32 protein-coding genes are annotated in these 24,624 nt (G+C 41.5%); 21 read left to right on the top strand and 11 right to left on the bottom strand.

What is annotated here, in order from left to right:
- Positions 1-129: 129 nt before the first annotated feature.
- The 3 genes from ACFSCZ_RS16430 to ACFSCZ_RS16420 all read right to left on the bottom strand — a co-directional run bounded on the left by ACFSCZ_RS16430 (position 130) and on the right by ACFSCZ_RS16420 (position 3,186).
- On the bottom strand, positions 130-1,302 hold the full coding sequence (locus ACFSCZ_RS16430) for a pyridoxal phosphate-dependent aminotransferase (RefSeq protein WP_380775445.1): 1,173 nt from the start codon (positions 1,300-1,302) through the stop codon (positions 130-132).
- 76 nt (positions 1,303-1,378) lie between these two features.
- Entirely contained in the window at positions 1,379-1,603 is a 225-nt protein-coding gene (locus ACFSCZ_RS16425) for a DUF1128 domain-containing protein (RefSeq protein WP_380775443.1), read from the bottom strand.
- Positions 1,604-1,806: 203 nt separating this feature from the next.
- On the bottom strand, positions 1,807-3,186 hold the full coding sequence (locus tag ACFSCZ_RS16420; protein WP_380775441.1) for an alanine/glycine:cation symporter family protein: 1,380 nt from the start codon (positions 3,184-3,186) through the stop codon (positions 1,807-1,809).
- Positions 3,187-3,343: 157 nt separating this feature from the next.
- Between ACFSCZ_RS16420 and ACFSCZ_RS16415 the strand changes: the two genes are divergently transcribed.
- From ACFSCZ_RS16415 to pdaA, 5 genes are all read left to right on the top strand, one after another.
- Positions 3,344-4,192, top strand: a complete 849-nt coding sequence (locus tag ACFSCZ_RS16415) for a YihY/virulence factor BrkB family protein (RefSeq protein WP_380775447.1) — start codon at positions 3,344-3,346, stop codon at positions 4,190-4,192.
- A gap of 71 nt (positions 4,193-4,263) precedes the next feature.
- A complete protein-coding gene (locus ACFSCZ_RS16410; protein WP_380775439.1) occupies positions 4,264-4,656 on the top strand; it encodes an OsmC family protein in 393 nt (130 codons plus the stop codon).
- A gap of 20 nt (positions 4,657-4,676) precedes the next feature.
- Entirely contained in the window at positions 4,677-5,753 is a 1,077-nt protein-coding gene (gene cax / locus ACFSCZ_RS16405) for a calcium/proton exchanger (RefSeq protein ID WP_380775436.1), read from the top strand.
- Positions 5,754-5,834: 81 nt separating this feature from the next.
- Complete coding sequence (locus ACFSCZ_RS16400; protein WP_380775434.1) at positions 5,835-6,629, top strand: YfkD family protein; 795 nt, start codon at positions 5,835-5,837, stop codon at positions 6,627-6,629.
- A 173-nt stretch (positions 6,630-6,802) separates the two neighbouring features.
- A complete protein-coding gene (gene pdaA, locus ACFSCZ_RS16395) occupies positions 6,803-7,600 on the top strand; it encodes a delta-lactam-biosynthetic de-N-acetylase (protein WP_380775432.1) in 798 nt (265 codons plus the stop codon).
- A gap of 234 nt (positions 7,601-7,834) precedes the next feature.
- Here the strand turns inward: pdaA and ACFSCZ_RS16390 are convergent, their stop codons facing one another.
- Positions 7,835-8,500, bottom strand: coding sequence for an LbetaH domain-containing protein (locus ACFSCZ_RS16390; RefSeq protein ID WP_380775430.1), 666 nt, complete (start codon positions 8,498-8,500; stop codon positions 7,835-7,837).
- A 194-nt stretch (positions 8,501-8,694) separates the two neighbouring features.
- On the opposite strand from ACFSCZ_RS16390, the gene ACFSCZ_RS16385 reads away from it, so the two are divergent.
- Both ACFSCZ_RS16385 and ACFSCZ_RS16380 read left to right on the top strand, forming a co-directional pair.
- Positions 8,695-8,946, top strand: a complete 252-nt coding sequence (locus ACFSCZ_RS16385) for a DUF2188 domain-containing protein (RefSeq protein ID WP_380775427.1) — start codon at positions 8,695-8,697, stop codon at positions 8,944-8,946.
- Between the two features lie 78 nt (positions 8,947-9,024).
- The gene (locus ACFSCZ_RS16380) at positions 9,025-9,888 is read left to right on the top strand and encodes a DNA-3-methyladenine glycosylase family protein (protein ID WP_380775425.1); all 864 of its coding nucleotides are present in this window, start codon (positions 9,025-9,027) and stop codon (positions 9,886-9,888) included.
- A 55-nt stretch (positions 9,889-9,943) separates the two neighbouring features.
- Here the strand turns inward: ACFSCZ_RS16380 and ACFSCZ_RS16375 are convergent, their stop codons facing one another.
- Both ACFSCZ_RS16375 and ACFSCZ_RS16370 read right to left on the bottom strand, forming a co-directional pair.
- On the bottom strand, positions 9,944-10,123 hold the full coding sequence (locus ACFSCZ_RS16375) for a YfhD family protein (RefSeq protein ID WP_380775423.1): 180 nt from the start codon (positions 10,121-10,123) through the stop codon (positions 9,944-9,946).
- Positions 10,124-10,201: 78 nt separating this feature from the next.
- Positions 10,202-10,324, bottom strand: a complete 123-nt coding sequence (locus ACFSCZ_RS16370) for a YfhE family protein (RefSeq protein WP_380775421.1) — start codon at positions 10,322-10,324, stop codon at positions 10,202-10,204.
- Between the two features lie 119 nt (positions 10,325-10,443).
- Here ACFSCZ_RS16370 and recX point away from each other — a divergent pair, with 119 nt between their 5' ends.
- Complete coding sequence (recX, locus tag ACFSCZ_RS16365; protein ID WP_380775419.1) at positions 10,444-11,262, top strand: recombination regulator RecX; 819 nt, start codon at positions 10,444-10,446, stop codon at positions 11,260-11,262.
- Positions 11,252-11,566 (top strand): YfhH family protein, encoded by a 315-nt coding sequence (locus ACFSCZ_RS16360; RefSeq protein WP_380775417.1) that lies wholly within the window; start codon positions 11,252-11,254, stop codon positions 11,564-11,566. Before recX ends, ACFSCZ_RS16360 begins: the two co-directional genes overlap by 11 nt.
- Before the next feature lie 47 nt (positions 11,567-11,613).
- Here the strand turns inward: ACFSCZ_RS16360 and ACFSCZ_RS16355 are convergent, their stop codons facing one another.
- Both ACFSCZ_RS16355 and ACFSCZ_RS16350 read right to left on the bottom strand, forming a co-directional pair.
- Positions 11,614-11,775, bottom strand: a complete 162-nt coding sequence (locus tag ACFSCZ_RS16355) for a YpzG family protein (RefSeq protein WP_380775415.1) — start codon at positions 11,773-11,775, stop codon at positions 11,614-11,616.
- 13 nt (positions 11,776-11,788) lie between these two features.
- Entirely contained in the window at positions 11,789-11,962 is a 174-nt protein-coding gene (locus tag ACFSCZ_RS16350) for a small, acid-soluble spore protein K (RefSeq protein ID WP_380775413.1), read from the bottom strand.
- A gap of 175 nt (positions 11,963-12,137) precedes the next feature.
- Here ACFSCZ_RS16350 and ACFSCZ_RS16345 point away from each other — a divergent pair, with 175 nt between their 5' ends.
- Entirely contained in the window at positions 12,138-12,326 is a 189-nt protein-coding gene (locus ACFSCZ_RS16345) for a YfhJ family protein (protein WP_380775411.1), read from the top strand.
- A gap of 34 nt (positions 12,327-12,360) precedes the next feature.
- Here the strand turns inward: ACFSCZ_RS16345 and ACFSCZ_RS16340 are convergent, their stop codons facing one another.
- Entirely contained in the window at positions 12,361-13,341 is a 981-nt protein-coding gene (locus ACFSCZ_RS16340; protein WP_380775409.1) for a metal-dependent hydrolase, read from the bottom strand.
- 175 nt (positions 13,342-13,516) lie between these two features.
- On the opposite strand from ACFSCZ_RS16340, the gene mutY reads away from it, so the two are divergent.
- From mutY to ACFSCZ_RS16310, 6 genes are all read left to right on the top strand, one after another.
- Positions 13,517-14,593: an A/G-specific adenine glycosylase gene (gene mutY / locus ACFSCZ_RS16335; protein ID WP_380775407.1), complete on the top strand. Its 1,077-nt coding sequence runs from the start codon at positions 13,517-13,519 to the stop codon at positions 14,591-14,593.
- A gap of 59 nt (positions 14,594-14,652) precedes the next feature.
- Positions 14,653-15,402: an enoyl-[acyl-carrier-protein] reductase FabL gene (gene fabL / locus ACFSCZ_RS16330; protein ID WP_380775404.1), complete on the top strand. Its 750-nt coding sequence runs from the start codon at positions 14,653-14,655 to the stop codon at positions 15,400-15,402.
- 69 nt (positions 15,403-15,471) lie between these two features.
- Entirely contained in the window at positions 15,472-15,666 is a 195-nt protein-coding gene (locus ACFSCZ_RS16325; protein WP_380775402.1) for a gamma-type small acid-soluble spore protein, read from the top strand.
- Between the two features lie 388 nt (positions 15,667-16,054).
- Positions 16,055-16,585, top strand: a complete 531-nt coding sequence (gene ntdP / locus ACFSCZ_RS16320; protein WP_380775400.1) for a nucleoside tri-diphosphate phosphatase — start codon at positions 16,055-16,057, stop codon at positions 16,583-16,585.
- A 64-nt stretch (positions 16,586-16,649) separates the two neighbouring features.
- Positions 16,650-18,395 carry an ABC transporter ATP-binding protein gene (locus tag ACFSCZ_RS16315; protein WP_380775398.1) on the top strand — a complete coding sequence of 582 codons (1,746 nt, stop codon included), beginning with the start codon at positions 16,650-16,652 and terminating at the stop codon, positions 18,393-18,395.
- Positions 18,396-18,501: 106 nt separating this feature from the next.
- On the top strand, positions 18,502-18,927 hold the full coding sequence (locus tag ACFSCZ_RS16310; RefSeq protein WP_380775395.1) for an acyl-CoA thioesterase: 426 nt from the start codon (positions 18,502-18,504) through the stop codon (positions 18,925-18,927).
- 283 nt (positions 18,928-19,210) lie between these two features.
- Here the strand turns inward: ACFSCZ_RS16310 and ACFSCZ_RS16305 are convergent, their stop codons facing one another.
- Positions 19,211-20,281, bottom strand: coding sequence for an FUSC family protein (locus ACFSCZ_RS16305; RefSeq protein WP_380775393.1), 1,071 nt, complete (start codon positions 20,279-20,281; stop codon positions 19,211-19,213).
- Between the two features lie 284 nt (positions 20,282-20,565).
- On the opposite strand from ACFSCZ_RS16305, the gene ACFSCZ_RS16300 reads away from it, so the two are divergent.
- The 4 genes from ACFSCZ_RS16300 to perR all read left to right on the top strand — a co-directional run bounded on the left by ACFSCZ_RS16300 (position 20,566) and on the right by perR (position 22,891).
- A complete protein-coding gene (locus tag ACFSCZ_RS16300; protein WP_380775391.1) occupies positions 20,566-20,985 on the top strand; it encodes an ion channel in 420 nt (139 codons plus the stop codon).
- 69 nt (positions 20,986-21,054) lie between these two features.
- On the top strand, positions 21,055-21,528 hold the full coding sequence (gene bcp, locus ACFSCZ_RS16295; RefSeq protein ID WP_380775389.1) for a thioredoxin-dependent thiol peroxidase: 474 nt from the start codon (positions 21,055-21,057) through the stop codon (positions 21,526-21,528).
- A 281-nt stretch (positions 21,529-21,809) separates the two neighbouring features.
- Positions 21,810-22,358: a cob(I)yrinic acid a,c-diamide adenosyltransferase gene (locus ACFSCZ_RS16290; RefSeq protein ID WP_380775386.1), complete on the top strand. Its 549-nt coding sequence runs from the start codon at positions 21,810-21,812 to the stop codon at positions 22,356-22,358.
- Positions 22,359-22,453: 95 nt separating this feature from the next.
- Positions 22,454-22,891 (top strand): peroxide-responsive transcriptional repressor PerR, encoded by a 438-nt coding sequence (perR, locus tag ACFSCZ_RS16285; RefSeq protein ID WP_380775384.1) that lies wholly within the window; start codon positions 22,454-22,456, stop codon positions 22,889-22,891.
- A 24-nt stretch (positions 22,892-22,915) separates the two neighbouring features.
- Here perR and ACFSCZ_RS16280 read toward each other — a convergent pair whose 3' ends face one another.
- Positions 22,916-23,269: a YgzB family protein gene (locus tag ACFSCZ_RS16280; RefSeq protein ID WP_380775382.1), complete on the bottom strand. Its 354-nt coding sequence runs from the start codon at positions 23,267-23,269 to the stop codon at positions 22,916-22,918.
- A gap of 161 nt (positions 23,270-23,430) precedes the next feature.
- Between ACFSCZ_RS16280 and ACFSCZ_RS16275 the strand changes: the two genes are divergently transcribed.
- Entirely contained in the window at positions 23,431-24,288 is an 858-nt protein-coding gene (locus ACFSCZ_RS16275) for a nucleotidyltransferase-like protein (RefSeq protein ID WP_380775380.1), read from the top strand.
- Positions 24,289-24,624 lie beyond the last annotated feature (336 nt).

The following is a 24,624-nucleotide window of genomic DNA, read 5'->3' as shown; positions in this document are numbered from 1 at the left end:
ATGTTGGTGTGGTAACTTACATTTTACTAGAAAGGGCGATTTTTTTGTATGCCTTTTTTAGAACTAAACAAAATAGGGCTGTCACAGAAAATCAGTTTTTACTGACTTTCTGGACAGCCCCTTTTTGTCTTAAAATATTCCTAAGGACTTTATCCGGTTGACTGCTTCTTGCAACCGTTGTTCAGATGTCAAAAGTCCAACCCTCACATAACCCTCTCCATGTTTCCCAAAACCTATCCCCGGTGCAACAGCTACATGCGCTTTTTCAAGCAGGAGGTCGCTGAACTGTTGGGAGGTAAATCCTGAAGGGACTTTCAACCATGCGAAAAATGATCCCTGTGGCGCTTTGACATTCCACCCAATTTCCTGCAGACCGGAGATCAACACATTTCGTCTTTTTTCGTACACATTATTGATTTCCTGTGCAGCTTGTTGTGAACTAAGAAGCGCTTCGGCGGCTGCATCCTGGATTGCCCCAAAAATACTAACGTAGATATGATCCTGCAAGAGATTGATGGCTTCAATTGCGGAAGCGTTCCCTGCCGCAAATGCAACTCGCCACCCAGCCATATTAAAGGTTTTAGAGAATGTGTAAATTTCAATACCTGTTTCTTTGGCGCCCTCCACCTGGAGGAAACTGACCGGTTTTTTTCCGTCAAATCCAATCCCGCCATACGCAAAATCGTGAACGACACAAATATCGCGGGAAGAGGCAAATTCTGCCGTTTCTTCAAAGAACTCTTTCGTAGCCACGGCACCGGTAGGATTATTAGGATAGTTTAATATCATCATTTTGGCTTTATCGGCAATTTCCGAAGGGATATCACTTAACAATGGAAGAAAATGATTTTTTTCTTTAAGCGGCATCATTTCCATATGTACTTTGGCTAAAGCTGCACCAGACCAATAGTCAGGATAACCGGGATCTGGCACAAGCATAATATCCCCGGGGTTTAACAAACATTGAGGCAGTTCGACAAGCCCTGTTTTGCCCCCAAATAAAATAGCAATTTCTTTCTCAGGGTCCAGATGAACACCGTACTCTCGCTGGTAAAACTCTGCTGCAGCTCGTTTGAGTTCTGATTTTCCGCTGAAGGGGGGGTATTTATGATTTTTTGGATTCTCTGCTGCTTGCTTAAGCCGGTCGACGATGTGCCGAGGAGTCGGCTGATCGGGATTTCCTTGCCCCAGGTTAATGACATCATGTCCTTCTGTTTTTACCTTGTTGACTTTTTGAACAAGGGAAGCAAAAAACTGTTTCGGCAAGCTTTTTAACAGATCAGATTGTTTAAAAGTAGTCACTCACATCACCTTTCTAGAGTTCAATGATAATAGCTTACATACATGAAAAGAGAACCCTTCAAGAGGGCCCCCTCACTCAGCTTTTTCGAAGCTTGCCGATTTCTTCAACGAGTGCCTGCATTTCATTTGGACTGAAATGGTCTTTATTCATCACCATATCGTGTATTTCAAGCAATTCCTCGTATTTTTCGTTGTCAATGGATTCAGGTCTTAAAGCGCCAGTATTGACCATGCGCAACTTTCCTGTGATTTCTCCAAGAACATATTTAATATTCTCCGGTGTGTTTTTTGATAAATCCATTTGTCTGCTCCCCCCAAGCCTTTATGTAGTATGGTTTAATAATTTCACGCATGATGAAGCTTGTCAATAAGAAAAGACAAATCAAACGACATACCGCTGATTATAGAGAATAAGACCTGGTTCAGACCAAGCTCGTAGTTATCATAAAGACATGTGGCTATCCTGTAACAAAACGCCTTCCCATGGCAGGGAAGGCGTTTTTATTAACTTGCTTTCCTTTTGGCCAACTCTTTTTCTTCCTTGATTTTTTCCAGGGTTCTCTTGGTTTCGTAGACGACGACACCAGAAAGCCCCAGCAGGCCGATCAGGTTTGGAATCGCCATGAGACCGTTCATAATATCGGCAAATGTCCAGACAATCTCCAGCCCGGTTACTGAGCCGACATAGACCATTGCTACAAAAAATATCCGGTAATAGATGACACTTTTGACGCCGAATAAATAGGAAAAGCATTTTTCCCCATAGTAAGACCATCCCAAAATAGTTGAAGATGCAAAGAATAATAAGCCTAAAGTGACAATTAAGGAACCGGTATCTCCTAAAAATACAGCAAAGGAAGCTGAAGTCAAGTCACCCGCTCCAATTGAGCTGTCATTGTATAAACCGCCCATGACGATGGTGATGCCTGTGATGGAACAAATAATCAGGGTATCAATGAAAACCTGTGTCATAGAAACGAGCGCCTGCCGCCCCGGCAAATCAGTTTTTGCTGCGGCAGCCGCAATCGGAGCTGAGCCGAGTCCGGCCTCATTGGAGAAAATCCCCCTGGCCACTCCGTAGCGGATCACTGCACCGATTGCTCCACCTGCAACAGCTTGACCTGTAAAGGCATCAGTGAAAATAAGGCCGACCGCAGCAGGGATTAGTTCGATATTCATAAATAAAACAATAAGTCCTCCGATGATATAAAACACGGCCATAAATGGGACAAAGTATGATGTTACTTTTCCAATACTTTTGATTCCTCCGATAATGGAAAGACCTGCAAAAATCACCAAGACGATGCCGGTAATCCACTCATTAATATTGAACTCGGTTTTTATGGCCGTGGATACTGCGTTCGCCTGTACGAGATTTCCAATACCAAAAGCAGCAATAGCGCCAAATATAGCAAATAGAATACCGAGCCACTTCTGTTTAAGCCCGCGTTCCAAATAATACATTGGCCCACCGGACATTTGTCCATTTTCATCCACGACTCTATATTTGACGGCAAGGATGGCTTCGGCATATTTCGTGGCCATTCCAAAAAAAGCGGCTGTCCACATCCAAAATACAGCACCTGGGCCTCCCAAAACAACAGCTGTCGCCACACCTACTATATTCCCTGTACCAACGGTTGCGGCGAGCGCTGTCATCAATGCTTGGAAATGTGAAATATCCCCTTCAGAGTGTTTATCCTGTTTAAAAGAAAAAGCGAGTTTCAAAGAATAAGGCAGCATTCTTATTTGGAGAAAACCGACTCTTAAGGTTAAATAAATCCCTGTGCCAATAATTAGTATAATGAGTGGAAGGCCCCAAACTAAACCGCTTACATTTTCCAGAAAACCAAGCAACTTATCATACAATGCAGAGTCTTTCATTTTTTTCCTCCTCTCCAAAAAATATTATTTTCATAACGTAATCTTGTGACAAACCAATAAATTTGTCAAGTGAATTACAGGTTTTACCAACAGATGGAAAGGTAATTATATAAAACGATAGGCCAAGGATACAGATAGAGGAGTGTTGCCGTTGGGAATGAAAAAAGTCAGACAAAGAAAATATATAGAAAAAGCAGTGAGTTTTGTTAAAACCATTGTAAGAAAAGTATTGGAGAATGATGTGACCGGATTTGCAGCACAGCTATCCTATTTCTTCCTTTTATCTTTATTTCCCATGCTCATCTTTCTTTTTACACTCCTGCCCTATACGCCATTAACCCAGCAGGATATTTTTAACCTGATTAAAGATTTTGCACCTGAGCGTACTTATACGTTAATTAAACAAACGATTTCCGGCATTATGGACAATCGTAACGGAGGCTTGTTATCCATTGGGATCATTGCAACGCTATGGTCAGCATCAAAGGGGATGAACGCGCTGATGAAGTCGTTGAACCGGGCTTATGACGTAGTGGAGGAGCGTTCATTTATCGTCAACCGGAGTTTATCCATAGTTTTGACCATTGCTCTGATCTTTGTTTTTATCACAGCTTTGCTCCTTCCTGTATTTGGAAAACAGCTGGGGATCTTTGTTTTCTCTTATATGGGCTTATCAGAGGAATTTTTAAGCATATGGCAAGTCATACGCTGGGTGCTGACGCCGGTTATTTTATTTCTGGTTTTCCTGGCGATATATTATTTGGCGCCAAGCTTAAAGATCCGTTGTATCACCGCTGTTCCCGGAGCCGTTTTTGCAAGTCTCGGATGGATTGCGGTATCTTATGGATTTTCTTTTTATGTTTCAAATTTCGGGAATTATTCCGCCATGTATGGGAGCATTGGAACAATTATTATTATGATGCTTTGGTTCTATTTTTCCGCCATTATCATTATGGTCGGCGGGGAAATCAATTCCTATTTTACAGAAAAAGACAAGCGAGCATAAATATTAAATAGGCCAGACAAAACGGCCTTTTCTACATAGAATTTACAGAATAATCATAGGGGGGATCCAAAATGAAATTCAATATGAAGAATGGGGGATTCTTTATTGATCTTCCGTATGGCCGGCTTCATATTTCTAGAGATTCCGAAGGATTTGGACCGTATGAACTGATGATTGCTTCATTGGCGGGATGCAGTGGAAGTATACTGCAGACCATTTTGGAGAAAATGCGGTTAGACATCCAAGATATTCAAATTGAAGCAAATGCTGAGAGAAACAAGAAAAAGGCGAACAGAATCGAAAAGGTTTCGCTGCATTTTAAAATAATGGGAACTAAACTGAATAAACAAAAATTAACTCGAGCGATGGAGCTTACTAAAAAAAATTGCGGCATGGTTCAATCGGTCCTTGGATCCGTGGATGTGGAAGAAACGTTTGAACTTATCGAATGCCAATCAGGGTAGGTAAGGAGGCACAGTTATATATGGCAAACAAAATTTTCTTTATTTTGGCAGGAATTGGATTGCCAATTTCTATTATAGGATCCTTAATGCATTGGCCAAGCACATGGATGTTTGGTGTATATTGCTTCACCATCATCGCTTTGGCGGGCATTATGGGTACAGCCACTGAAAGTTTGGCAATTGTTGCAGGACCACGGATTGGCGGGTTATTAAACGCTACTTTTGGCAATGCTGTAGAATTAATTATTTCTATATTTTCCCTGAAAGCAGGATTAATTGGTGTAGTGCTTGCATCATTGACAGGCTCAGTAATCGGAAACTTATTGCTTGTGGGCGGTTTGTCATTTTTGGTCGGCGGTTTGAGGTTCAAAAGGCAGGTCTTCAGTATTTATGACGCACGGCATAATGTGGGTCTGTTGATGTTCTCAGTAATTGTCGCATTTATGATTCCCGAATTATTTACGATCTATATGAATGATGATAAAAAGATGGCACTAAGCGTCGGCATATCCGTTATTTTGATTATACTTTATTTGGCAGCCCTCCTGTTTAAGCTTTTTACACATCGGGGGGTATATCCTGCAACGAAGCAAGCGGGAGTCAGTGGTGTACCGGAGGAAAGGGAAGAGGAAAAACCGGAGTGGTCTAAGTGGAAAGCGATCGTTATTTTGTTCCTCGCCACATTGGCCGTTGCCTATGTATCGGAAAGCCTTGTCCATACTTTCCAGGCTGTCGGTGAGACATTTGGCTGGTCTGAATTGTTTATTGGGGTCATTATTGTGGCGATTGTGGGTAATGCGGCAGAACATGCCTCAGCTATTATCATGGCCTATAAAAATAAAATGGAAGTGGCCGTTGAAATTGCTATCGGTTCCACACTGCAGATAGCGATGTTTGTAGCCCCAGTTTTGGTCTTGCTTTCGCTGTTTTTCCCTACCCAGATGCCGCTTGTCTTTACTGTACCTGAGCTTGTGGCGATGGCGACAGCTGTCTTGTTGGCCATTGTGATTGTCAATGATGGGGAATCGAACTGGTTTGAAGGATTGACGATGCTGGCAGCCTATCTGATTATGGGTATAGGATTTTATTTGCTGTAAGAGGGATAATCCTTCAGGTTTATGAAAAAAATAACGGTACTTCATTTATCATGCCGCTTACGCGAAAGGAGTATATGCAACATGAAACGGCATTTCATTTACCTGAAGGCAATGATTGTGATGATGTTACTGTTTCTTCCGGCGGCCACTGCAGCTGAAAAATCCAGAGAAAAAGGGGTGGAGGTCCCATCTTCTGTAGTGGATATAAGCAAAGATAATACTTTTTCGAATCCAACCCCCGATTTGCCGCGTCTTCAGCCTAGCAGCTTCGCAAAAGAACTGCTGGAGTCGTCTAAAGTAAAAATTGAAAATCCACAACTCATCCGCATGCTGAATGAGTCGGCGGCCACCAAATCCCCGCTGGCCTTTGGAACTAGAGCTACCATATTTTTAGGAGAATGGCCTTTGAATTATCAATCAGAAGAAACCACTCCGAATTGGCAGTTTCAAAAAATTAATACAAATTTTTACGATAACCGTGGCGGAACCGGCAATTATCAAATTCATTATGTGCAGGAAGCACAGAAAAACATTAAAGGAGGCCTGTCAGTAAAGCTAGAACAGGCAGAGGAGGTTCAACAAATGATCCTCCAAAAAGCATACGACAAAGTTAAGCTCCCGCTGGCTTTTGAAACCGTGGTCGGAGGAGGAACAAAGCATCATCAAGTATATAACATTCCCCCGACCCGAACTGGCTATTTATATGCTTACGCATCCGCTGTTCATGAAAAAGGGAGTCTGACCTATGGAGAGGTTTTTCTTGTTATGAAGGGCTCCAATTACAAAATCCTTGTTAAGAACGTTACGTCCCAGGAAATAGGTGCATGGATTCCAATCCAGGATCATATAAGCTTCTCTTTCGAAACAAGAGAGTAACTTGTTGGAGTCAGGTGAAGAAACCTTTCTTTGCCTGACTTTTTTGGAGTTGTCGAAGAGATTGTACCGGACCCAAAACAGAAAGATTGGTTCTATTGGTAAACTCCACCACGGATGATCGCTGCCGCCTTTGATTACTCTAAGTAAAAAGAGTGAAAGGCGGAAAATGTATAATGAAGAGATGGTTGTTCACACTGCCACTTTTTTTTCTTGTATTTTCACAGGTCTATACCGCAGAGGCATTGTCCAATCACCCTATTCATTGGGGCTTTAAAAAGGGAAGTGATGGAAAGCAAGCGGAGGCGGGAGAAGCATACGACGAACTCCTTGAAAAATACGATGCTTTTTATAAAGGGAATCCGGAAGAGAAGGTACTATATTTAACTTTTGACAATGGATATGAGAACGGATATACAGAAAAGATTTTGGATATTTTGAAGCAAGAAAAAGTCCCCGCTGCTTTTTTTGTTACCGGGCATTATTTGGAATCTGCACCAGAGCTGGCTAAAAGAATGGTACAGGAGGGCCATATTATCGGCAATCACTCATGGAGCCACCCCGATATGACCCAAATAAGCGAAGAAAAAATACAGGAGGAGCTGGAAAGAGTCAAGCAAAAAACGGCTGCTCTCACCGGCCAAACGGACATGCAATATTTGCGCCCTCCCCGCGGAATCCTTAGTGAAAGAACGTTAAGCGTCGCGAGAGAACAGGGATATATCCATGTTCTTTGGTCACTTGCATTTAAAGATTGGCAGACAGACCAGCAGAAAGGGTGGAAATATGCTTACGACAATATTATGAGGCAGGTCCACCCAGGTGCTGTCATCCTCCTTCACACCGTTTCAAAGGACAATGCAGAAGCGCTTGAGCAGGTCATTCAAGATTTAAAGAAGGATGGCTATACCTTTAAAAGCCTGGACGATTTTAGGATCCAGGAAAGAATCCAAAATAACGACTTCATTTTCTAATAGCCGGGGGATAACATATATAAAATATTTTTATGGATCATTATAAAAGCCGGTCTCACATAATGGAGTCACCTCATTATCAGGATCAGGCCGGCTTATTTTCCTCGCTCAAGTTATCCGCATTGGCAAAGTGGGTTCTTCCCGGAAACGGAGTACCTTGGCAGTGTCAGCCCGGCATATAGATGATTACTACCCCTTATTTTGTTTCGTTGTATGATTTCAATGAACTTTACATTAACTGCAAGCCAATCCGCATGAACATCTTTTATTTCCGAAATATAGGGAATAGGCAGGGGGAAATTCTGCATTTACCCTTTGTACTTCATTCGCAAAGTTTGACTCATTTTTAGGAACCGCAGATAATGAATCGGCTTTCTTTTGTGTATCAATGGTTGCATTTGGAGGAACGAAGGTATTGGTTTTTATATAGACACCATTTGTGACTGTTGCTCCGGAAGAAATAAATGCTTTTTCACCTATCCATGCATTATAAACGATGGCATTAAAACCCACAAAGACTTGATCTTCAATCACTGCAGGTCCATGAATCAGCGATCCATGGGCACAAGATACCCTGTCCCCGATATAAACAGAATATTTTTTGCCCTTCACTTTAAACTGTTCATCCTTCAATCCGTGAATAATAACCCCGTCTTGTAAGTTACTTCTGTTTCCAATATAAAAGGGTGTCCCTTCATCGGCACGTATGCTGACAAAAGGTCCAATAAATGTGTCTGTACCAATTGTAACGTCACCGACAATAAATGAAAAGGGACTCAAAAATGCGGTTCTATCAATGGTTGGAAAACTGGAATAAGGGTTGAAAAATGTAGGCGGATTAGCCCCGACAAAAAAGCTGTATGTATTTATTGGAGAGGAAGGTTTTTGAAAATAATTCATTTGCTTTTCTCCCATCTTCAAATTTATACCATTCTATTCATGTAAACAATTAGACATGATCAATAAAAGCACCAGGCTTAAGATTTAGGAATTGAAGGTAAGTATAGGGATCCTGTCCCGGAGTTCTTTTATGTTTTTGTTGAATGTTGAGTGGGTAAAGGGGTAGCACAATCACATGTCAAGGAGGGTTCCAAATGTCCGAAATGAAAAGGGACGAATATTTTAAAGAGCGTGCAGGGACGGATGAGGCAAGATATCATGTAGTGCCTCATCAGGATAACCATTGGGCTGTAAAAAAAGAGGGGGTGGAAGAGCCCAGGTATACAGCCAAAAATAAATCAGATGCTGTTGAGGAAGCAAAAAAAATGGCTGAAGAAGCCGGAACGATGGCGTATATTCATAATGAAGACGGACAAATTGAAACACAGCATAATTATGAAGAGTAATGCTTTTGTTTTATAATATAGGCAGCTCCATCTGGAAGCTGTCTTTTTAATATTAAATAACAAAGAGGGGGAATGGCCATGTGGGAAGAAAAAGTTTCGGTTAAGGGGCCTTACCATTTTGATTCGGCTTTACTCCGTTTGGCAAGAGACCCTTTACATATCATCAACGAAGAAGAACGATCCATTAAAATACCGATTTACAAGGAAGCTCCGGAAATAGCAGACATACAAGCCATCGGAACGGTGAATGAGCCTTTATTTCTTGTCCGGGGAAAAAATAAGGATACAAAACATTTGATTATGGAGCGGATTTCGACCATCTTTCAATGGGATCTCCCCCTTGGAGACATCCATAGTCACTTTTCAAAAACTGCATTGAAGGAAGTTTTTGAGCAGCATAAGGGTACACCTATTGTTTTGGAGTTTGACCTTTATCCGGCTTTGATCCGTCCCATCATACATCAACAGGTGAACACATCATTTGCCATTTCCCTTACGGATCAATTTGTTCGTACCTTTGGATATGAAATAGAAGGCGTGCCGTTTTTTCCTGATCCTAAAACAGTATCCGGCCTGAGGCCTGATCAATTGAAAGACCTTCGCTTTAGCCGACGGAAGGCTGAATATCTTATCGATCTTTCCAAGCTGTTATCTAAAGGGGAACTGAATTTGAAGAATTTGGCGGAAAAAACAGATGAAGAAGTGATAAAGGAGCTTACTGCAATTAGAGGGATTGGCCCTTGGACAGCACAAAGTTTCTTGTTGTTTGGACTGGGAAGAAAAAATCTGTTTCCCATGGCGGATGTCGGTTTACAAAATGCATTAAAAAAGCTGCATAAGCTTGACCGCAAACCAACAGTCAAAGACATGGAGGCATACACCAAAGAGTGGTATCCGTATCTGAGCTACGCATCTTTGTATTTGTGGAGGAGCATTGAATGAGAAAAGTCAGGCAGGGAAGAGTGTAATTCCCTTGCCTGGAGTGTTCATGTAATCTCTATTGACGCTTGGCTCTATGATCTGCAGCCTCAGATCTTTTCATGGCTTCCATATCATCCCGGTCCGCCAATTCCTCAGAAAATTCAATGTCGCGTCCATCGCTTTTCATGGTTTGTGGAACTTGGGGCAGCTTTTGTTTGTTTTTATCCCGTGTCTTTTGATTTCTTGCACGTCCCATGATCATTCCCCCTCATACAGCTTTGCAGCATGCTGCGCTTTTATTTTGTGCCATCTGCATGTTTTCAATCGTTCAAAATTATCCCTGTCCTTTTTCTGAATAGCGGCCTGCCTTGTCCGCACGCCTGAACTCGCGATGGTACAACACCTCTTGTGTGGCTGAGAGTCTGTTTTTCGATTTGTATTCTTTCTTTTTCTTCAACCTGCACACCTCCTCAAATAGTTAATACCATCTTTACCTGACAAGGCTGTTCTCATACAGAACGTATTGGTTCGTTTGTGATAAAATAGAAATGAATTGATAAGATAAGGATGAGAAGAATGCCCGTATTGACGAAAATAACCGTGCAAAAGAAAAATCAGAGCCGATATAATCTGTTTATCGATGGTTCATATGCCTTTGCGGTGGACGAGGATGTCTTGATTAAATATCATTTGGTGAAGGGGAAAGAGCTTTCAGAGCTGGATATAGTCAAGATCCGTCACGAAGATCAAGTACGAAAAGCTTATAACGCAGCGATTCAATTTTTGTCTTTCCGCATGAGATCCGCTTCAGAAATTCAATCTTATCTGCAAAGGAAAGATTGGGACCCTTCTATCATCAAAGTGGTCATCGGAGAATTAGAAAAACAGCAATATATCAACGACTTGGAATTTGCTAAAGCTTTTGTCCGAACGTATGCCAATTCAGGCAAGAAAGGGCCCCTGGTGTTAAAGCAGGAGCTGCAAAAAAAAGGGGTTTCCGGGGAGCACATTATTCATGCCGTGAAAGAATACCCTGAGGAGAAACAAATCGAAGATGCCATCAGGCTTGGAAACAAATATGCCGAACAAAATCAAAAATTATCTGAACGAATGCTCAAGCAAAAACTCGAATACATGTTGGCAACAAAAGGGTTTCCTCCCCATATCGTCCAATCTGCCATGGAAGCTGTCGACTATGAAAAAGGGGAAGAATTTGAATGGGAAACTCTGTGTAAAGAAGCCGAAAAGGCCAAGCGGCGCTATAAAAAATATACGGGATACGAATATAAACAGCGAATACAGCAGGCACTATACCGAAAAGGGTTTACATCCCATTTGATCAAACGGTATATCGGGCAAGATGAACCGGGAGGGAGCACTGAGAATGGAAAATGAAAAAAGATACAGCCGAATGAGCAAAGAGGAGTTAAAGCAGGAGATCGCTCTTGTAAAAGAAAAGGCCCGAAAAGCGGAGCAAATGGGCATGGTTAACGAATTTGCCGTGTATGAACGAAAAGCTGTCATGGCCCAGGCCTATCTTTTAAATCCTGATGATTTTAAGCCCGGTGAAATCTATGAGATCGAAGGCGATCCGGGCTCCTATTTTAAAATTGATTATATGAATGGGGTATTTGCCTGGGGATATCGTCTGGGTGGATCCGGAAAGCAGGAAGCACTTCCAATTTCATTATTAAAATAAAACAGCACAGCGACATTCATGCCGCTGTGCTGCTTGTTTGGGGCGGATCAGCGTTTATATTTTGTAACGGCGTCTTTTTCCATAATGATTTGTTCCTGTGTCCGCTGTGTCTGGCCATTCACTTGGGATCCTTCATGCTTTGGCCGGTACCAGCCTCTGTTAAATGGCGTCAAGTTACGATTCATATGAGCATTTCGGTCTTTGTGCAAGGTAGCGCCTCCTTTACATGGGTTGGTTACGGTTGTCTTCCCTTGCCCCCGACTCTCTCATGCGCCCCTGAGGGTTTGTATTAATCGTTCCGTTTGCGCGCAGAGAACCGTACTCCGGTTTTGCACGGGGTTCTCCTTCAAACCTGTGATTATTGCCATACGGAAATCCTTTCGCTTTGTTACGCAACGATGATCGCCTCCTGTTCATGCGGTACAAATCACCGCTTACAGTTATTTTGACTAAATGGCACGGAAAATACGCTGGAAAAAGGAGCGAGTATCTTGAATGAATATTATGAACGCTCACAAATCTTCTGATGGAACGAAATCCCCATTTTTCCTATCGCAGGGCAAGGACATGGGTGGAGCTTTTATGGGAGGACTTTGAATCAACCTATGCCAAGGCAGGAAGGACTTATCAAGGGAAAGAGGTTACCGATAAGGTCGTAAGAATATGGGTGAATCAGTATGGAGGAAAACTGCATGAGTTTGCAGCACTCAATCTCAAATATGCTCATTTGCTCCATAACGAAAACGATCGTTATCATTAAAAAAACAGCGTTGGACCCACCAACACTGTCACTGTCAATCCGTGGCAACACGGACTTTTTTTCTTAATTTTTCTTCGCTGTATACCCAGCCGGTATAGGATGTGATAACCTCTAATTCATCCGTAAGCTTCACAATGGCGACAAAAGGATAGTGACCGTTGCTTCGATATCGGAGATCGATAAACCTTACTTCGGTATAATCATCATAGCGCTGTATTTCCCATCGGTACACAGGCGAAAAAGATAAAAATGCAGAAACGTTTTTATCTTTTTGGGCAGCACGGAAAATGTCGTTATCCGGAACAGAATCCCTTTTAAACTTATCAAAAATGGTTACAGACCTTCTGTAGGCTCTTCCTACATAGAAGTGGTCCTTTGTAGTAACCGCAATCCGCCACTGGTTAAAATACATAGTAGAGGCGATAATAATACGTTCGGCATCAGGGATTGTCTTAAGAACAGCAGATTTTACCATCTTCTGCATGATAAAACGAAGCACATAATAAAGGGCAATGATGATATACATCACTAAAAACGTATAGCCTGGATGGCCTCCCAGCAGCCAGATGACAATGCCGAGAACATGGATTCCAAATATATACGGATCAAATGTATTAATCATTCCCAGGGCAATCCATCTGGATGTGATCGGCCGCAGGGCCTGAGTCCCGTAGGCGTTAAAAATATCTACAAATACGTGTACCGAAACGGCAACCAGTGACCAAATCCAAAGGTGCGTCCAGTTTGCTTCGGGAAAAATGAAGTAGACAAATGCTGCCACGAGAACAGACCAAAACAAAATGGCCGGCAATGAATGTGTAATGCCTCGGTGATTACGTATATAAACAGCATTATTCCTAAGTTTTAACAACGTATCTATATCGGGAATTTGCGAGCCGATAACAGCAGCAATGAGCACGCTTTGTGTATTGACGGTGCTTTCCGCCACTACTGGATCCAATGTGGCCAGGCCGCCAATAGCAAATCCCATCACTACATGAGTTGCTGTATCCAATCTGGGTCCTCCTCTGTGAAGGGATCATTCTAAAAATACCAAAATACTTTTTGTTATCGTATGAAAACGATGGTTACATCAAAATTGTCTTATATCAGTCATACTATTCCCGCTTAAAAGGATGAATAATCAAATGAATCACACTGGAACAAAGAATCAGGGGTTGCAAGAACAAATGAAAATAAATATTGAGGAATTTCAACATGATTTGGTCCAATGGTTTCAAGAGGAACAACGGGATTTGCCGTGGAGAAAAGATAATGATCCATATAAAGTTTGGGTCTCTGAAGTCATGTTGCAGCAAACAAGAGTTGATACTGTCATACCATATTATAACCGCTTTTTGGAAAGATTTCCATCCATTGAAGCTTTTGCAGAAGCTGATGAAGAAGCCGTTCTGAAAATGTGGGAAGGGCTGGGGTACTATTCCAGGGTCCGAAATTTACATGCGGCTGCAAAGGAAGTTGTCAACAAATACGGTGGAAAAGTTCCCGATACAAAAGAAAAAATATTAAAGTTAAAGGGAGTGGGTCCCTATACGGCCGGTGCCGTGCTCAGCATTGCCTTTGGCAAGCCGATACCTGCAGTAGACGGCAATGTTATGAGGGTGCTGTCGAGAATTTTATTAATTACTGAAGATATAGCTAAAACATCTGCGCGGAAAGTGTTTGAAGAAGCTGCACAGGAGCTGATGTATGTCCCCAGCCCTTCCCATTTCAACCAGGCACTGATGGAATTGGGGGCTCTTATTTGCACTCCTGGGAAACCGGCCTGCCTGCTATGTCCGGTTAGAGAGCATTGCCGGGCTTTTGCGGAAGGTGTTCAGGCTGAACTTCCGGTCAAAACCCGCAAAAAAAGCACCCGCCACGAGGATAGGCTGGCAGTCGTTTTAAGAGATGAACATGGCAGGATCTTAGTCCGTAAACGCCCAGAGAAAGGGCTTTTGGCAAATCTTTGGGAATTTCCGAACTTGAAGGTGGTCCCGTTGCTGGATCCCTGGGAGTCTCTGCAAGATTTTTTATCGACTGAATTTTCTTTGGATGCGACGATTGACCATGTTTCCTTTACAAGAGTCCATCACGTTTTTACGCATTTGACATGGATGATAGACGCATTTGAAGGAAAGCTTCAACAAGGTGAAATTACCGGATGCGGAGGCCTGCGTTTTGTGACTGGACAGGAACTGGAAGAACTGGCTTTTCCGGTTTCCCATCAAAAAATCTGGAAAGCGTATAAAGAAAAGAAGAGTTGACTTTGCACAGAGGATCAACACATGTACAATATGGAGAGTAAATGGAAAGGTGGATACATATGAGCAAAAAAGTTGCACTTGTTACAGGCAGCAGCCGGGGAGTCGGAAGGGCGGCAGCATTGGCTCTTGCAGAAAAAGGATATGACATTGTTGTCAATTATGCAAGGAACAAAAAAGCAGCGCTTGAAACAGTTGGAGAAATTGAGAAATTGGGAAGAAAAGCACTTCTTGTACGTGCAAATGTGGGAGACGTAGAAAAGATCAAAACAATGTTCCAGCAAATAGAAGAAGAATTTGGAAGGCTGGATGTATTCATTAACAATGCGGCTTCAGGTGTTTTACGACCGGCTATGGAATTGGAAGAATCTCACTGGGACTGGACGATAAACATCAACAGTAAAGCCCTGTTGTTCTGCGCCAAAGAAGCAGCCAGGCTTATGGAGAAAAACGGCGGTGGAAAAATTGTCAGCTTAAGTTCTCTTGGCTCCATACGCTATTTGGAGAACTATACAACAGTCGGTGTATCCAAGGCAGCTGTTGAAGCTTTGACCCGATATTTAGCAGTTGAATTAGCCCCGAAAAATATCGTTGTCAATGCGGTTTCAGGCGGGGCTATTGATACAGAAGCTTTAAAGCATTTTCCCAACCGGGAAGAACTGCTGGAAGATGCGCGCAAAAATACCCCGGCCGGAAGGATGGTCGAAATGGAGGATATCGTAAAAACCATTATGTTTTTGGTATCCGAAGATGCCTGGATGATCAGAGGCCAGACAATTATTGTTGATGGCGGCCGGTCAATTTTGGTATAGACTTACATAAAAAATTTTGGATAACAACATTCACCTCTGGATACTCTAATGTATGTGGAGGTGAGAACTATGGCTAAAAGACCAAACCAATCCGAAACAAACGTACAAAAAGTAAGACAGCAAAATGCCCAATCAGCAGGTGCAGGTGCAGGCCAATTCGGTACCGAGTTTGCCAGTGAAACTGATGCACAGCAAGTAAGACAGAAAAACCAGCAGGCTGAAGCTAACAAGAACAAAAACGCTGGTAACTTCGGCCAACAATAACGGAAAGACCCATAACGGAAGACTGCTTTCAAATGAGGGCAGTCTTCTGTTTTTTTGTTATTTTTACCCTTTTGAAGACAGGGTGCCCGGTGTCATTGTTGTATTGGACATCCAAGAGAAAGGGCAGGAAGGAAAAATAAGTTCATTTCCCCGCACAGTAAAAACCGCAGGCACCCCCCTATGGCTTACACGCTTTACCCTTTTTTTACTAAATGACTATACGATATATCTATATCTAAGACAGAAGTACAACAGTTTTAAAAAGGAAGAGGAACCGTTATAATGATAATATCTATTCAAATAAAAATTCAGGTATAGAGTAATTGAGCAGACAGCATGTTCGATGAAGATGAAGCAATTCTGTTTTTTTGGAAAGTAGGGTAAAAGGATGGACATCCCCACGGAAGGTTCGAATATTCAAATTCAAAGCTATAAACATAACGGAAATATCCACCGGATATGGGCAGAAACGCGGGTTCTCAAGGCAACAAACCACTTGGTGATCGGAGGAAATGACCGGACGCCGGTGACCGAATCGGATGGAAGGACATGGATTACAAGAGAACCGGCTATTTGCTATTTTCACTCTGACCTCTGGTTTAATATTATTGCCATGATCCGGGAGAATGGGATTTATTACTACTGCAACCTCGGTTCGCCTTACGTATTTGACAAAGGGGCTTTAAAATACATTGATTATGATTTGGATATTAAAGTTTTCCCGGATATGACTTACACCTTGCTCGACGAAGATGAATATGAACAAAATCGCAAGCTGATGGGATATCCGGATGTCATTGACCATATCTTGAAGAAGAATGTTGAAAAGCTGGTAAGGTGGATCCGTCAGGGCAAAGGGCCTTTTTCGGCAGAATTTATTGATATTTGGTATGACAGATATTTAACATACCTTAATTAATTGCTTCCTGTTGGCAAGATTCAACAGGTTTTATTTTTTGCATAAAGCCGGGAGGAGGAGCTGGATGGGGGTTATAAAAAGATATATGGCTTTCGTAAAGCCGTATCGGTGGAAAATCATTTTAACCTTGTTCATTGGAATCATTAAATTTGCGATCCCGCTGTTGATACCTTTTATCATGAAATACGTCATAGACGATATTATTGCCGTCGATACGCTGACGCCAGATGAAAAAACAAGGAAATTGATGATCACCATTGCCATCATGCTTGTCATTTTTGCAATTATCCGGCCGCCGGTAGAATATTACAGACAATACTTTGCGCAATGGACGGCCAGCAAAATTTTGTATGATATACGGGAAAAACTGTTTACACATATACAAAAATTGAGTTTTAAATTCTACGCGAACAATAGGGCTGGAAATATCATCTCCCGCATCATCAATGATGTTGAATCTACCAAAGATTTTGTCATTACCGGATTAATGAATTTGTGGCTGGATGCTGCCACTGTTGTGATTGCTATAGCGATTATGCTGACAATGGATGTGCCGCTCACCTTTGTATCGTTGGCGGTATTTCCTCTGTATATGATTTCAGTTAAATATTTCTTCGGGAATTTACGTAAGTTAACAAGAGAACGTTCGGCGGCTCTGGCCGATGTACAAAGCTATCTGCATGAGCGGGTACAAGGAATGTCAGTCATTAAAAGCTTTGCCATCGAGGATCATGAGCAAAAGCAGTTTGATAAAAATAACTCGTACTTTTTGAAAAAGGCGATCAAGCACACAAACTGGACTGCAAAGGCATTTTCTGTGGTAAATACGATTACAGATATTGCACCATTGATTGTTATAGCCTATGCCGGTTATCAAGTGATTCATGGAAACCTTTCCTTGGGGACACTAGTTGCTTTTATGGGGTACGTGGAACGGCTTTATAATCCGCTGCGCCGGTTGGTCAACTCCTCTACAACCCTGACACAATCCATTGCTTCCATGGACAGGGTCTTTGAGCTGGCTGATGAGAAATATGATATTGACGATGCCCCGGATGCCATTGAAGTGAAACATGTGAACGGCAATATTCAATTTGACCGTGTAACATTTGCATACGATGAAAAGGGTCTACCCGTCTTGAAAAATATTAATCTGGAAGTCAAAGAAGGAGAAACCATTGCTCTTGTTGGCATGAGCGGCGGCGGGAAATCATCGCTTGTCAGCTTAATCCCGAGATTTTATGATGTATCCGAAGGAGCTGTTCTCCTGGACGGTACAGATATCCGACAATTTAAAGTCCGAAGCCTGAGAGATAAAATCGGCATGGTTCTCCAAGATAATATCTTATTCAGTGATTCGGTCAAAATGAATATTCTTCTTGGAAAACCTGACAGTACGGATGAGGAAGTCATTCGTGCTGCGAAAGCAGCAAATGCTCATGAGTTTATCATGAATCTGCCTGATGGCTATGACACTACTGTTGGCGAAAGGGGAGTCAAGCTGTCGGGCGGACAAAAGCAGCGAATCGCCATCGCGAGAGTTTTTTTGAAAAACCCTCCGATCTTAATTTTGGACGAGGCCACTTCCGCTCTGGACTTGGAGAGTGAACACCTCATTCAAGAAGCGCTGGATGAACTTGCAAAGAACCGAACAACATTTGTCATTGCCCATCGCTTGTCTACCATCACACATGCCGACAGAATCGTATTGATCGAACACGGTGAAATTGTTGAAATTGGAACCCATCGGGAGCTGATGGAGAAGAAAGGTCATTATTATGATTTGTTTCAGGTTCAGCAATTAAACTAGAGGAGCTTGTTCGATAAGGAGAATTCTGGTCTCTGGTGGAAATAGCTGCGCAGGGGGTACCGCAGTTCCCGAAGCAGGCAGCAGATGGAAGATCACAGGAGGAATTATGTATATTGCTACAAAAGAAATTCAAATTTTATATGCAGACACAGATATGATGGGGGTCATCTATCACGGAAACTATATAAAGTGGCTGGAATTAGGAAGAACACAGTTGATTGAGGATATCGGATACAATTACTTAGACATGGAAAAAGCCGGATATTATGCCCCCGTCTATCATCTGGACATTACCTATAAAAAGCCGATTGTTTTGGGAGATCGGGTATTTGTCAAAACATGGGTGGAAGAAAATAAAGGATTAAGAACCGTCTATGGCTTTCGTATCGTAAACCATGAAGATGATATCTTTGCAGAAGGAACAACAACTCACATTGTTGTTAAAAAACAACAAGGCCATTTCAGGCCCGTCCAGTTTAAAAAGGCCTTTCCGGACTGGTTTCAAAAATATGAAGAAATCAAAAGGAAATAATAATAAAACTAAGTTAAAAAAACGCCAGGCTAAAATTCTGGCGTTTTCTCTTTAGAACAAGAAATATAACATTAAATAATCCTGCAGGGATATCCGGATATGTCAAACTCCAAGCGCCGTTTACACTAGAATTATCATTGTCAGGCAGCTTGTAACAGAATAGGAAGAATGGACTTTTAACCCAGGTTCCGCAGACAAACACCGGCTCCATTTACAAAATTAGAAATATCTGTCGTATACAGATTGCAGTAAGGGTAAACTGTACTTAAAAAAGATGAATCGTTTAGGTTAAATCTACCTGGCTCTCATCTTCATGATAGGTTTGAAAGGAATTGATCAATTTATCCAAGTGTTCCAATTGCTCTTCATAATCGAGAATAGCTGAAAGTATCCGCATCAAATGATATGGCTGAAAGACATCTTCGGGGTCAGTCTTTCGAATCTCTTTTAAGAAGGAATCCCGCAGCTGATTTCTGTCTGTTTCATCCTGCAGTACGTCATCCAGCTCCGCTTCCTGACGCACTCTTCCCATATATTTTAAAAGCAGCTGTTCATGATAACCGATCAGATAATCCAGCCTTTCCCGGGTCTCTGCTTGCAGAGACTCCGACAGCTTCTGTAAAGTCGTTTCATATTGATGCTGAAGCTTCAATAAATCAAAGCTTTTTTGGGTGACCTGAATCATCTGCTGATAAAGTACCAGCTTACGCAGCTTAGCATAATCTTTCTTTTTAAAATAGCGGGGTTCTTCTTCATACATCGTATAAAACTGATTTACCTTTGCAATGCGCTTTTTAATTGTTTCTATATCTTTTTTTAATAGATGGTCTTCCGAGGCAAACCGGGTGGACAGACGAATCCACTTTAGTACATCTTCCGTTACATCGGAAATACTTTGAAATAATCTTGTTTCATATTTGGGTGGGAGAAAAATAAAATTGACAGCGATAGCTGATAAAATGCCCAGAAAAATAGAAAAAGTGCGCAGCGATGCAAAATATAAAAACTGCTCTGACGGAGCTTCCATTATGGCAATAATAGTAACGAGCGCCAAACGGATTGAACTCTCCAGTTTAAGTTTTACCATAATGACGATTGTAATAACAGCTGTCAAACCGATAATTAAAACATGGCTGCCAAATAATAAATAGAAACCCACAGCCAAAACGGCACCAATAATATTTCCCTGAACTTGCTCAACGACCGATAAATAAGAGCGGTAAATCGTCGGTTGAATAGCAAAAATAGCGGCAATCCCGGCAAATATGGGTGAGGGCAAGTTGAGAAGCTGTGCAATATACAGTGCTAATGTAATTGCAATTCCTGTTTTCAACATTCGGGCACCGAGCTTCATACTGATGATTCCTTTCTATAATTATATGGACACTTTTCCATTGATTTTTAAAAGTATGCGGTTTGTTTAGATCGTGTTTTTTTATTTAGAGGTATTCAAGAAGTCCCTGCCCAAGGGCAGATTTTATAGGGCTTATTAAAACCGACAGTTTATTAAAATCCTATCCTCCATTGTATATCTACGGATATATTCGCGCAATCCAAACCCTCCTGATTTACCTGAATAGAAGTAAAAAGTTGTACGTATGAATGAAAGAAGGACAAAGTCCAAAGGGGGTCCCTGGCTTGTGGTATGTTCTTTTCTTTGGTGCTGTTATTTGTATATTCATGTCACTGAGACTGCTTTTTTTCCCTTCCCGATTTAAATATAAAGAAGTTTCCTTTGAAAACTTTGTGTTTTTAGGCATTACGTATGCAGTGATCATGATTGGATTTGGCGTTCTTTTTCTGCTGCTTGATATGAAAGGTATTCATGTGTTTAATGATGTTGAGATTATCCCGGGGGATGAAAGCCCATTTTTTACAAGCCTTGGGACCTCTATTTATTTAAGTGCTGTCACCCTCTTTTCAGTAGGTTTTGGAGACGTGGCCCCCGTGGGAGTCGGCAGGCTGTTAGTCATCATTGAAGCACTTGTTGGCTATACAATCCCGGCAGCTTTTGTTGTACGTACATTTATTGATTTGGACCCGTCTTCCAAAAAGTAGCGGATGTTTGAATTTATGATGGGAATTATGTACGCTAATACAAGATGATATTAATAGGAGGCGGATTTCATGACAGTCAAAGAAAAAGAATTGGCACCTGACTTTAAGCTGCCTGCAAGCAATGGGAAGGAAGTATCACTTTCAGATTACCGCGGTAAAAAAAATGTTCTTCTTTATTTTTATCCGAAGGATATGACCCCGGGCTGTACAACCCAGGCTTGCGATTTCCGCGATATGCACGAGGACTTTTCAAGTCTGGATGCTGTCATTTTAGGCGTAAGTCCGGATCCTTTGGACAGGCACGACAAGTTTATTGAGAAGCACGGCTTGCCGTTTTTGCTGTTATCTGATACTGATCACAAAGTAGCCGAGCTATATGATGTATGGAAGCTAAAAAAGAACTTTGGAAAAGAGTATATGGGAATTGAACGCTCCACATTCATTATTGATAAAGAAGGCAAAGTAGTGAAGGAGTGGAGAAAAGTAAAAGCAAAAGGCCATGCTGAGGAAGCGTTGAAATACATAAGAGAGAACCTTTCTTAATGTAGAAGCCGTCTGAATGGACGGCATTTTTAATGTATTCGGGTGATCAGTCCATGGTCTTCACTCGAATGAAGAAATGGGTCTGCCCAATTTAACGGATCTGCGGCTTTGGTCCATTCCGATCTTTGATTCACACATAATGTATAAGTACAGGGCATACCTCCTCAGTTATCTTTATAGGGCTGCGAAAGCAGTCCTTTTTTTCTTTAATCAAGAACATTTCCCCATAGACATTCATAAACCTGATAAGATAATAAATAATAACTAATGGAGGGTCTCAAGTGAAAATTTACACAAAAACGGGGGATAAGGGAATGACCTCACTAGTGTACGGAACCCGCGTTCCCAAAAATAACTTGCAAGTGGAGGCATACGGAACATGTGATGAAGCCAATTCAAATATTGGACTGGCACTGAGCTTCCTGCACAATGTTGAAAAAGCGGAAATAGAAGAGGTCAAGAAAGTATTTTACGGGATTCAAACTATTTTGTTTCATGTGGGAGCCGAATTGGCAACTCCTTCCGGTAAGGAGGTTAGATGGAAGCTGAAAGAAGAGGATGTAAAAGAGATGGAGAACATCATTGATCGATGGAATCAACAACTCCCACCTTTAAACAATTTTATTTTACCGGGCGGACATCCGGCCGGAGCAGCTTTTCATACAGCAAGAACGGTCGTCCGAAGGGCTGAAAGGTGTGCAGTTGCCCTTGGAAACACCAATCCCCTTGTTCTCTCTTATTTAAATCGGCTGTCCGATCTGCTCTTTGTCGCTGCTCGGTTTGTAAATAGACAAATGGGAATCACTGAGCCCACATTGCATGAAAACTGATGAAACCATTGACAAAAAACCATCTATACTAGTACACTAATTATAAGGATTATAATATAATAATGAATTTATGGTGAGAAATGAGGTGCATGGCGATGTTAGATCAACAATTAAAAGAAGCAATTGATACATTAAAAAAAACCGGGGTTAGGATCACACCTCAACGTCATGCGATTTTGGAGTATTTAATTCAGTCTATGTCACATCCGACAGCTGATGATATTTACAAATCTCTTGAAAGCAAATTTCCTAATATGAGTGTCGCAACAGTTTATAACAATCTGCGTGTTTTTAAAGAAGTTGGCCTAGTGAAGGAACTCACTTATGGAGATTCATCCAGCCGCTTTGATTTTGTGACATCTGATCATTACCATATAATTTGCGAAGAGTGCGGAAAAATCGTTGACTTCCATTATCCTGGATTAGATGAGGTGGAACATTTAGCTGCTCACATGACGGGATTCTCCGTTGGCCATCACCGTATGGAAATATACGGAATTTGCCCTGATTGTACAGATCAGACGAAACATTAAAAAAATCGCCGAAGGGCGATTTTTTTAATGTTTCCTTTTTCTGTTGTAGCTTTCGTCAAATTCTTTGCCTTCCAAAGCCGGATCAACAGTCAGTGGCTCATTGCAGTGCATGCACATGTCCACCCTTCCAAGTATTTTGGTGGGCTTCCCGCAACTGGGACACTTCACTTGCAAGGCTTTGGTAGAAAGCATGCCAATCCAAAAGTAGACAACTGTGCTGCCGATGATGGCCAGCAGCCCCAATATCATAAAAATGGTCATGACAATGGGATTTTTTTGAAAGAAAATCCCGAAATACATAATAATAAAGCCGATAAAAACGAGACTTAACGCAAAAGTGCGGATTTTATTAATTTTACTTAAATACTTTTTTGCCATGTATGAGCCCTCCCAACAATAAATAATACCATAAATCAAAATTGAACGTCTCTTTATAAAGTAACAAATTAGAGAAGAAGGAAATTCGGTAATTTTCGTCGAATAGGGAACAAAGGGAACTAGAGAGCAATGAAAATAAAAGCTTTAATGGAGGACTGGGAATGGAAAATCTTCTTCGGCCTTTAGTCAACCATTGCGCTGCACGCCCTACAACAATGGCTGTTTTGCTGTTTGATCAAACGAATGAAGAGTTGATCGGACAGGGAAGTCTTGATGTCATTATTTGGGCTGTAGTAATAGAGCAGGAGCAACTCGAACAGTCCAGACACTTTTACCTTCAAGGTATGAAAGTGGGGCTCGTTACGATGGATGAGCGTCTATTTCGTGAAAGATTGTATAAGAATTCCAATTCTCTCCCGTTATTAAGCAAAGGCGAGGTACTATTCGAACGTGACCGATATATGGAAAGTATCCAAAATGAACCGCCCGAGCAAAGTAACAAATTGAAAATTGGTGTAGAATTTGCGGAATTAATACACGATTTTACACTTGGTAAAAAACTTTTTAAAAAAGGAAAGTTTCTCGATGCATATAATCGCCTGATAAATTCTCTTTATCGCCTGGCAAGGCTGACATTACTTGAGAGAGGTGAACTCATCCAACCGGCCCTATGGGATCAAATCAAACAAAGAAAACCTGACATCATAAAGCTTTTCGATGAACTGATTACCAGCGGCGAACCCATAGAAAAAAGATTGGAACTTTTATTCTTGGCAAGCGGATTTCTCATATTTTCCAATATACCCAAAGGTGCTGAGCATATTTTGGAAATACTGGAGGAGCATCAGATTTGGAATTATGAAATGGTTGAACAGCATCCCGAAATCAAATATTATGGGTCTAATATCGAAACGCTTTTGGAATATTTAATAGACAATGATATGGTTAGAGCGATCCGAGTAGAATCAAACATTCCCGGAATATATGAACGGTGTTATCAATTGAGAAAAACATATTGACACAAGATTTCATGTCTGATATATTAGTAGTCGTCGTTATTTAGCAGCTTAGTTAACGGCGAAAAAACATTTAAGAACCTGTTGACGCAAACTTCATTTATATGTTATTCTATAAAAGTCGCTTCAAACGAGGTTGAAAGACAAACCAAAAAACTTGTTGACAAACTAAATTAGATGCGATATAATAATAATCCTGTCCGAAAGGGCAGCAAGTAAGTTTGATCTTTGAAAACTGAACGAAACGAAACGTCAATAATTTATGATTTTTAGTCAGCTTTAAAATGAGCTAACAAACATCTTTTATGAGAGTTTGATCCTGGCTCAGGACGAACGCTG

Origin of the sequence: Siminovitchia sediminis (assembly GCF_042680885.1) — a bacterium.
GTDB lineage: Bacteria > Bacillota > Bacilli > Bacillales > Bacillaceae_C > Siminovitchia > Siminovitchia sediminis.
Note: the sequence above shows the minus strand (reverse complement) of the source record. Positions and strands in the feature narration are given on the sequence as shown.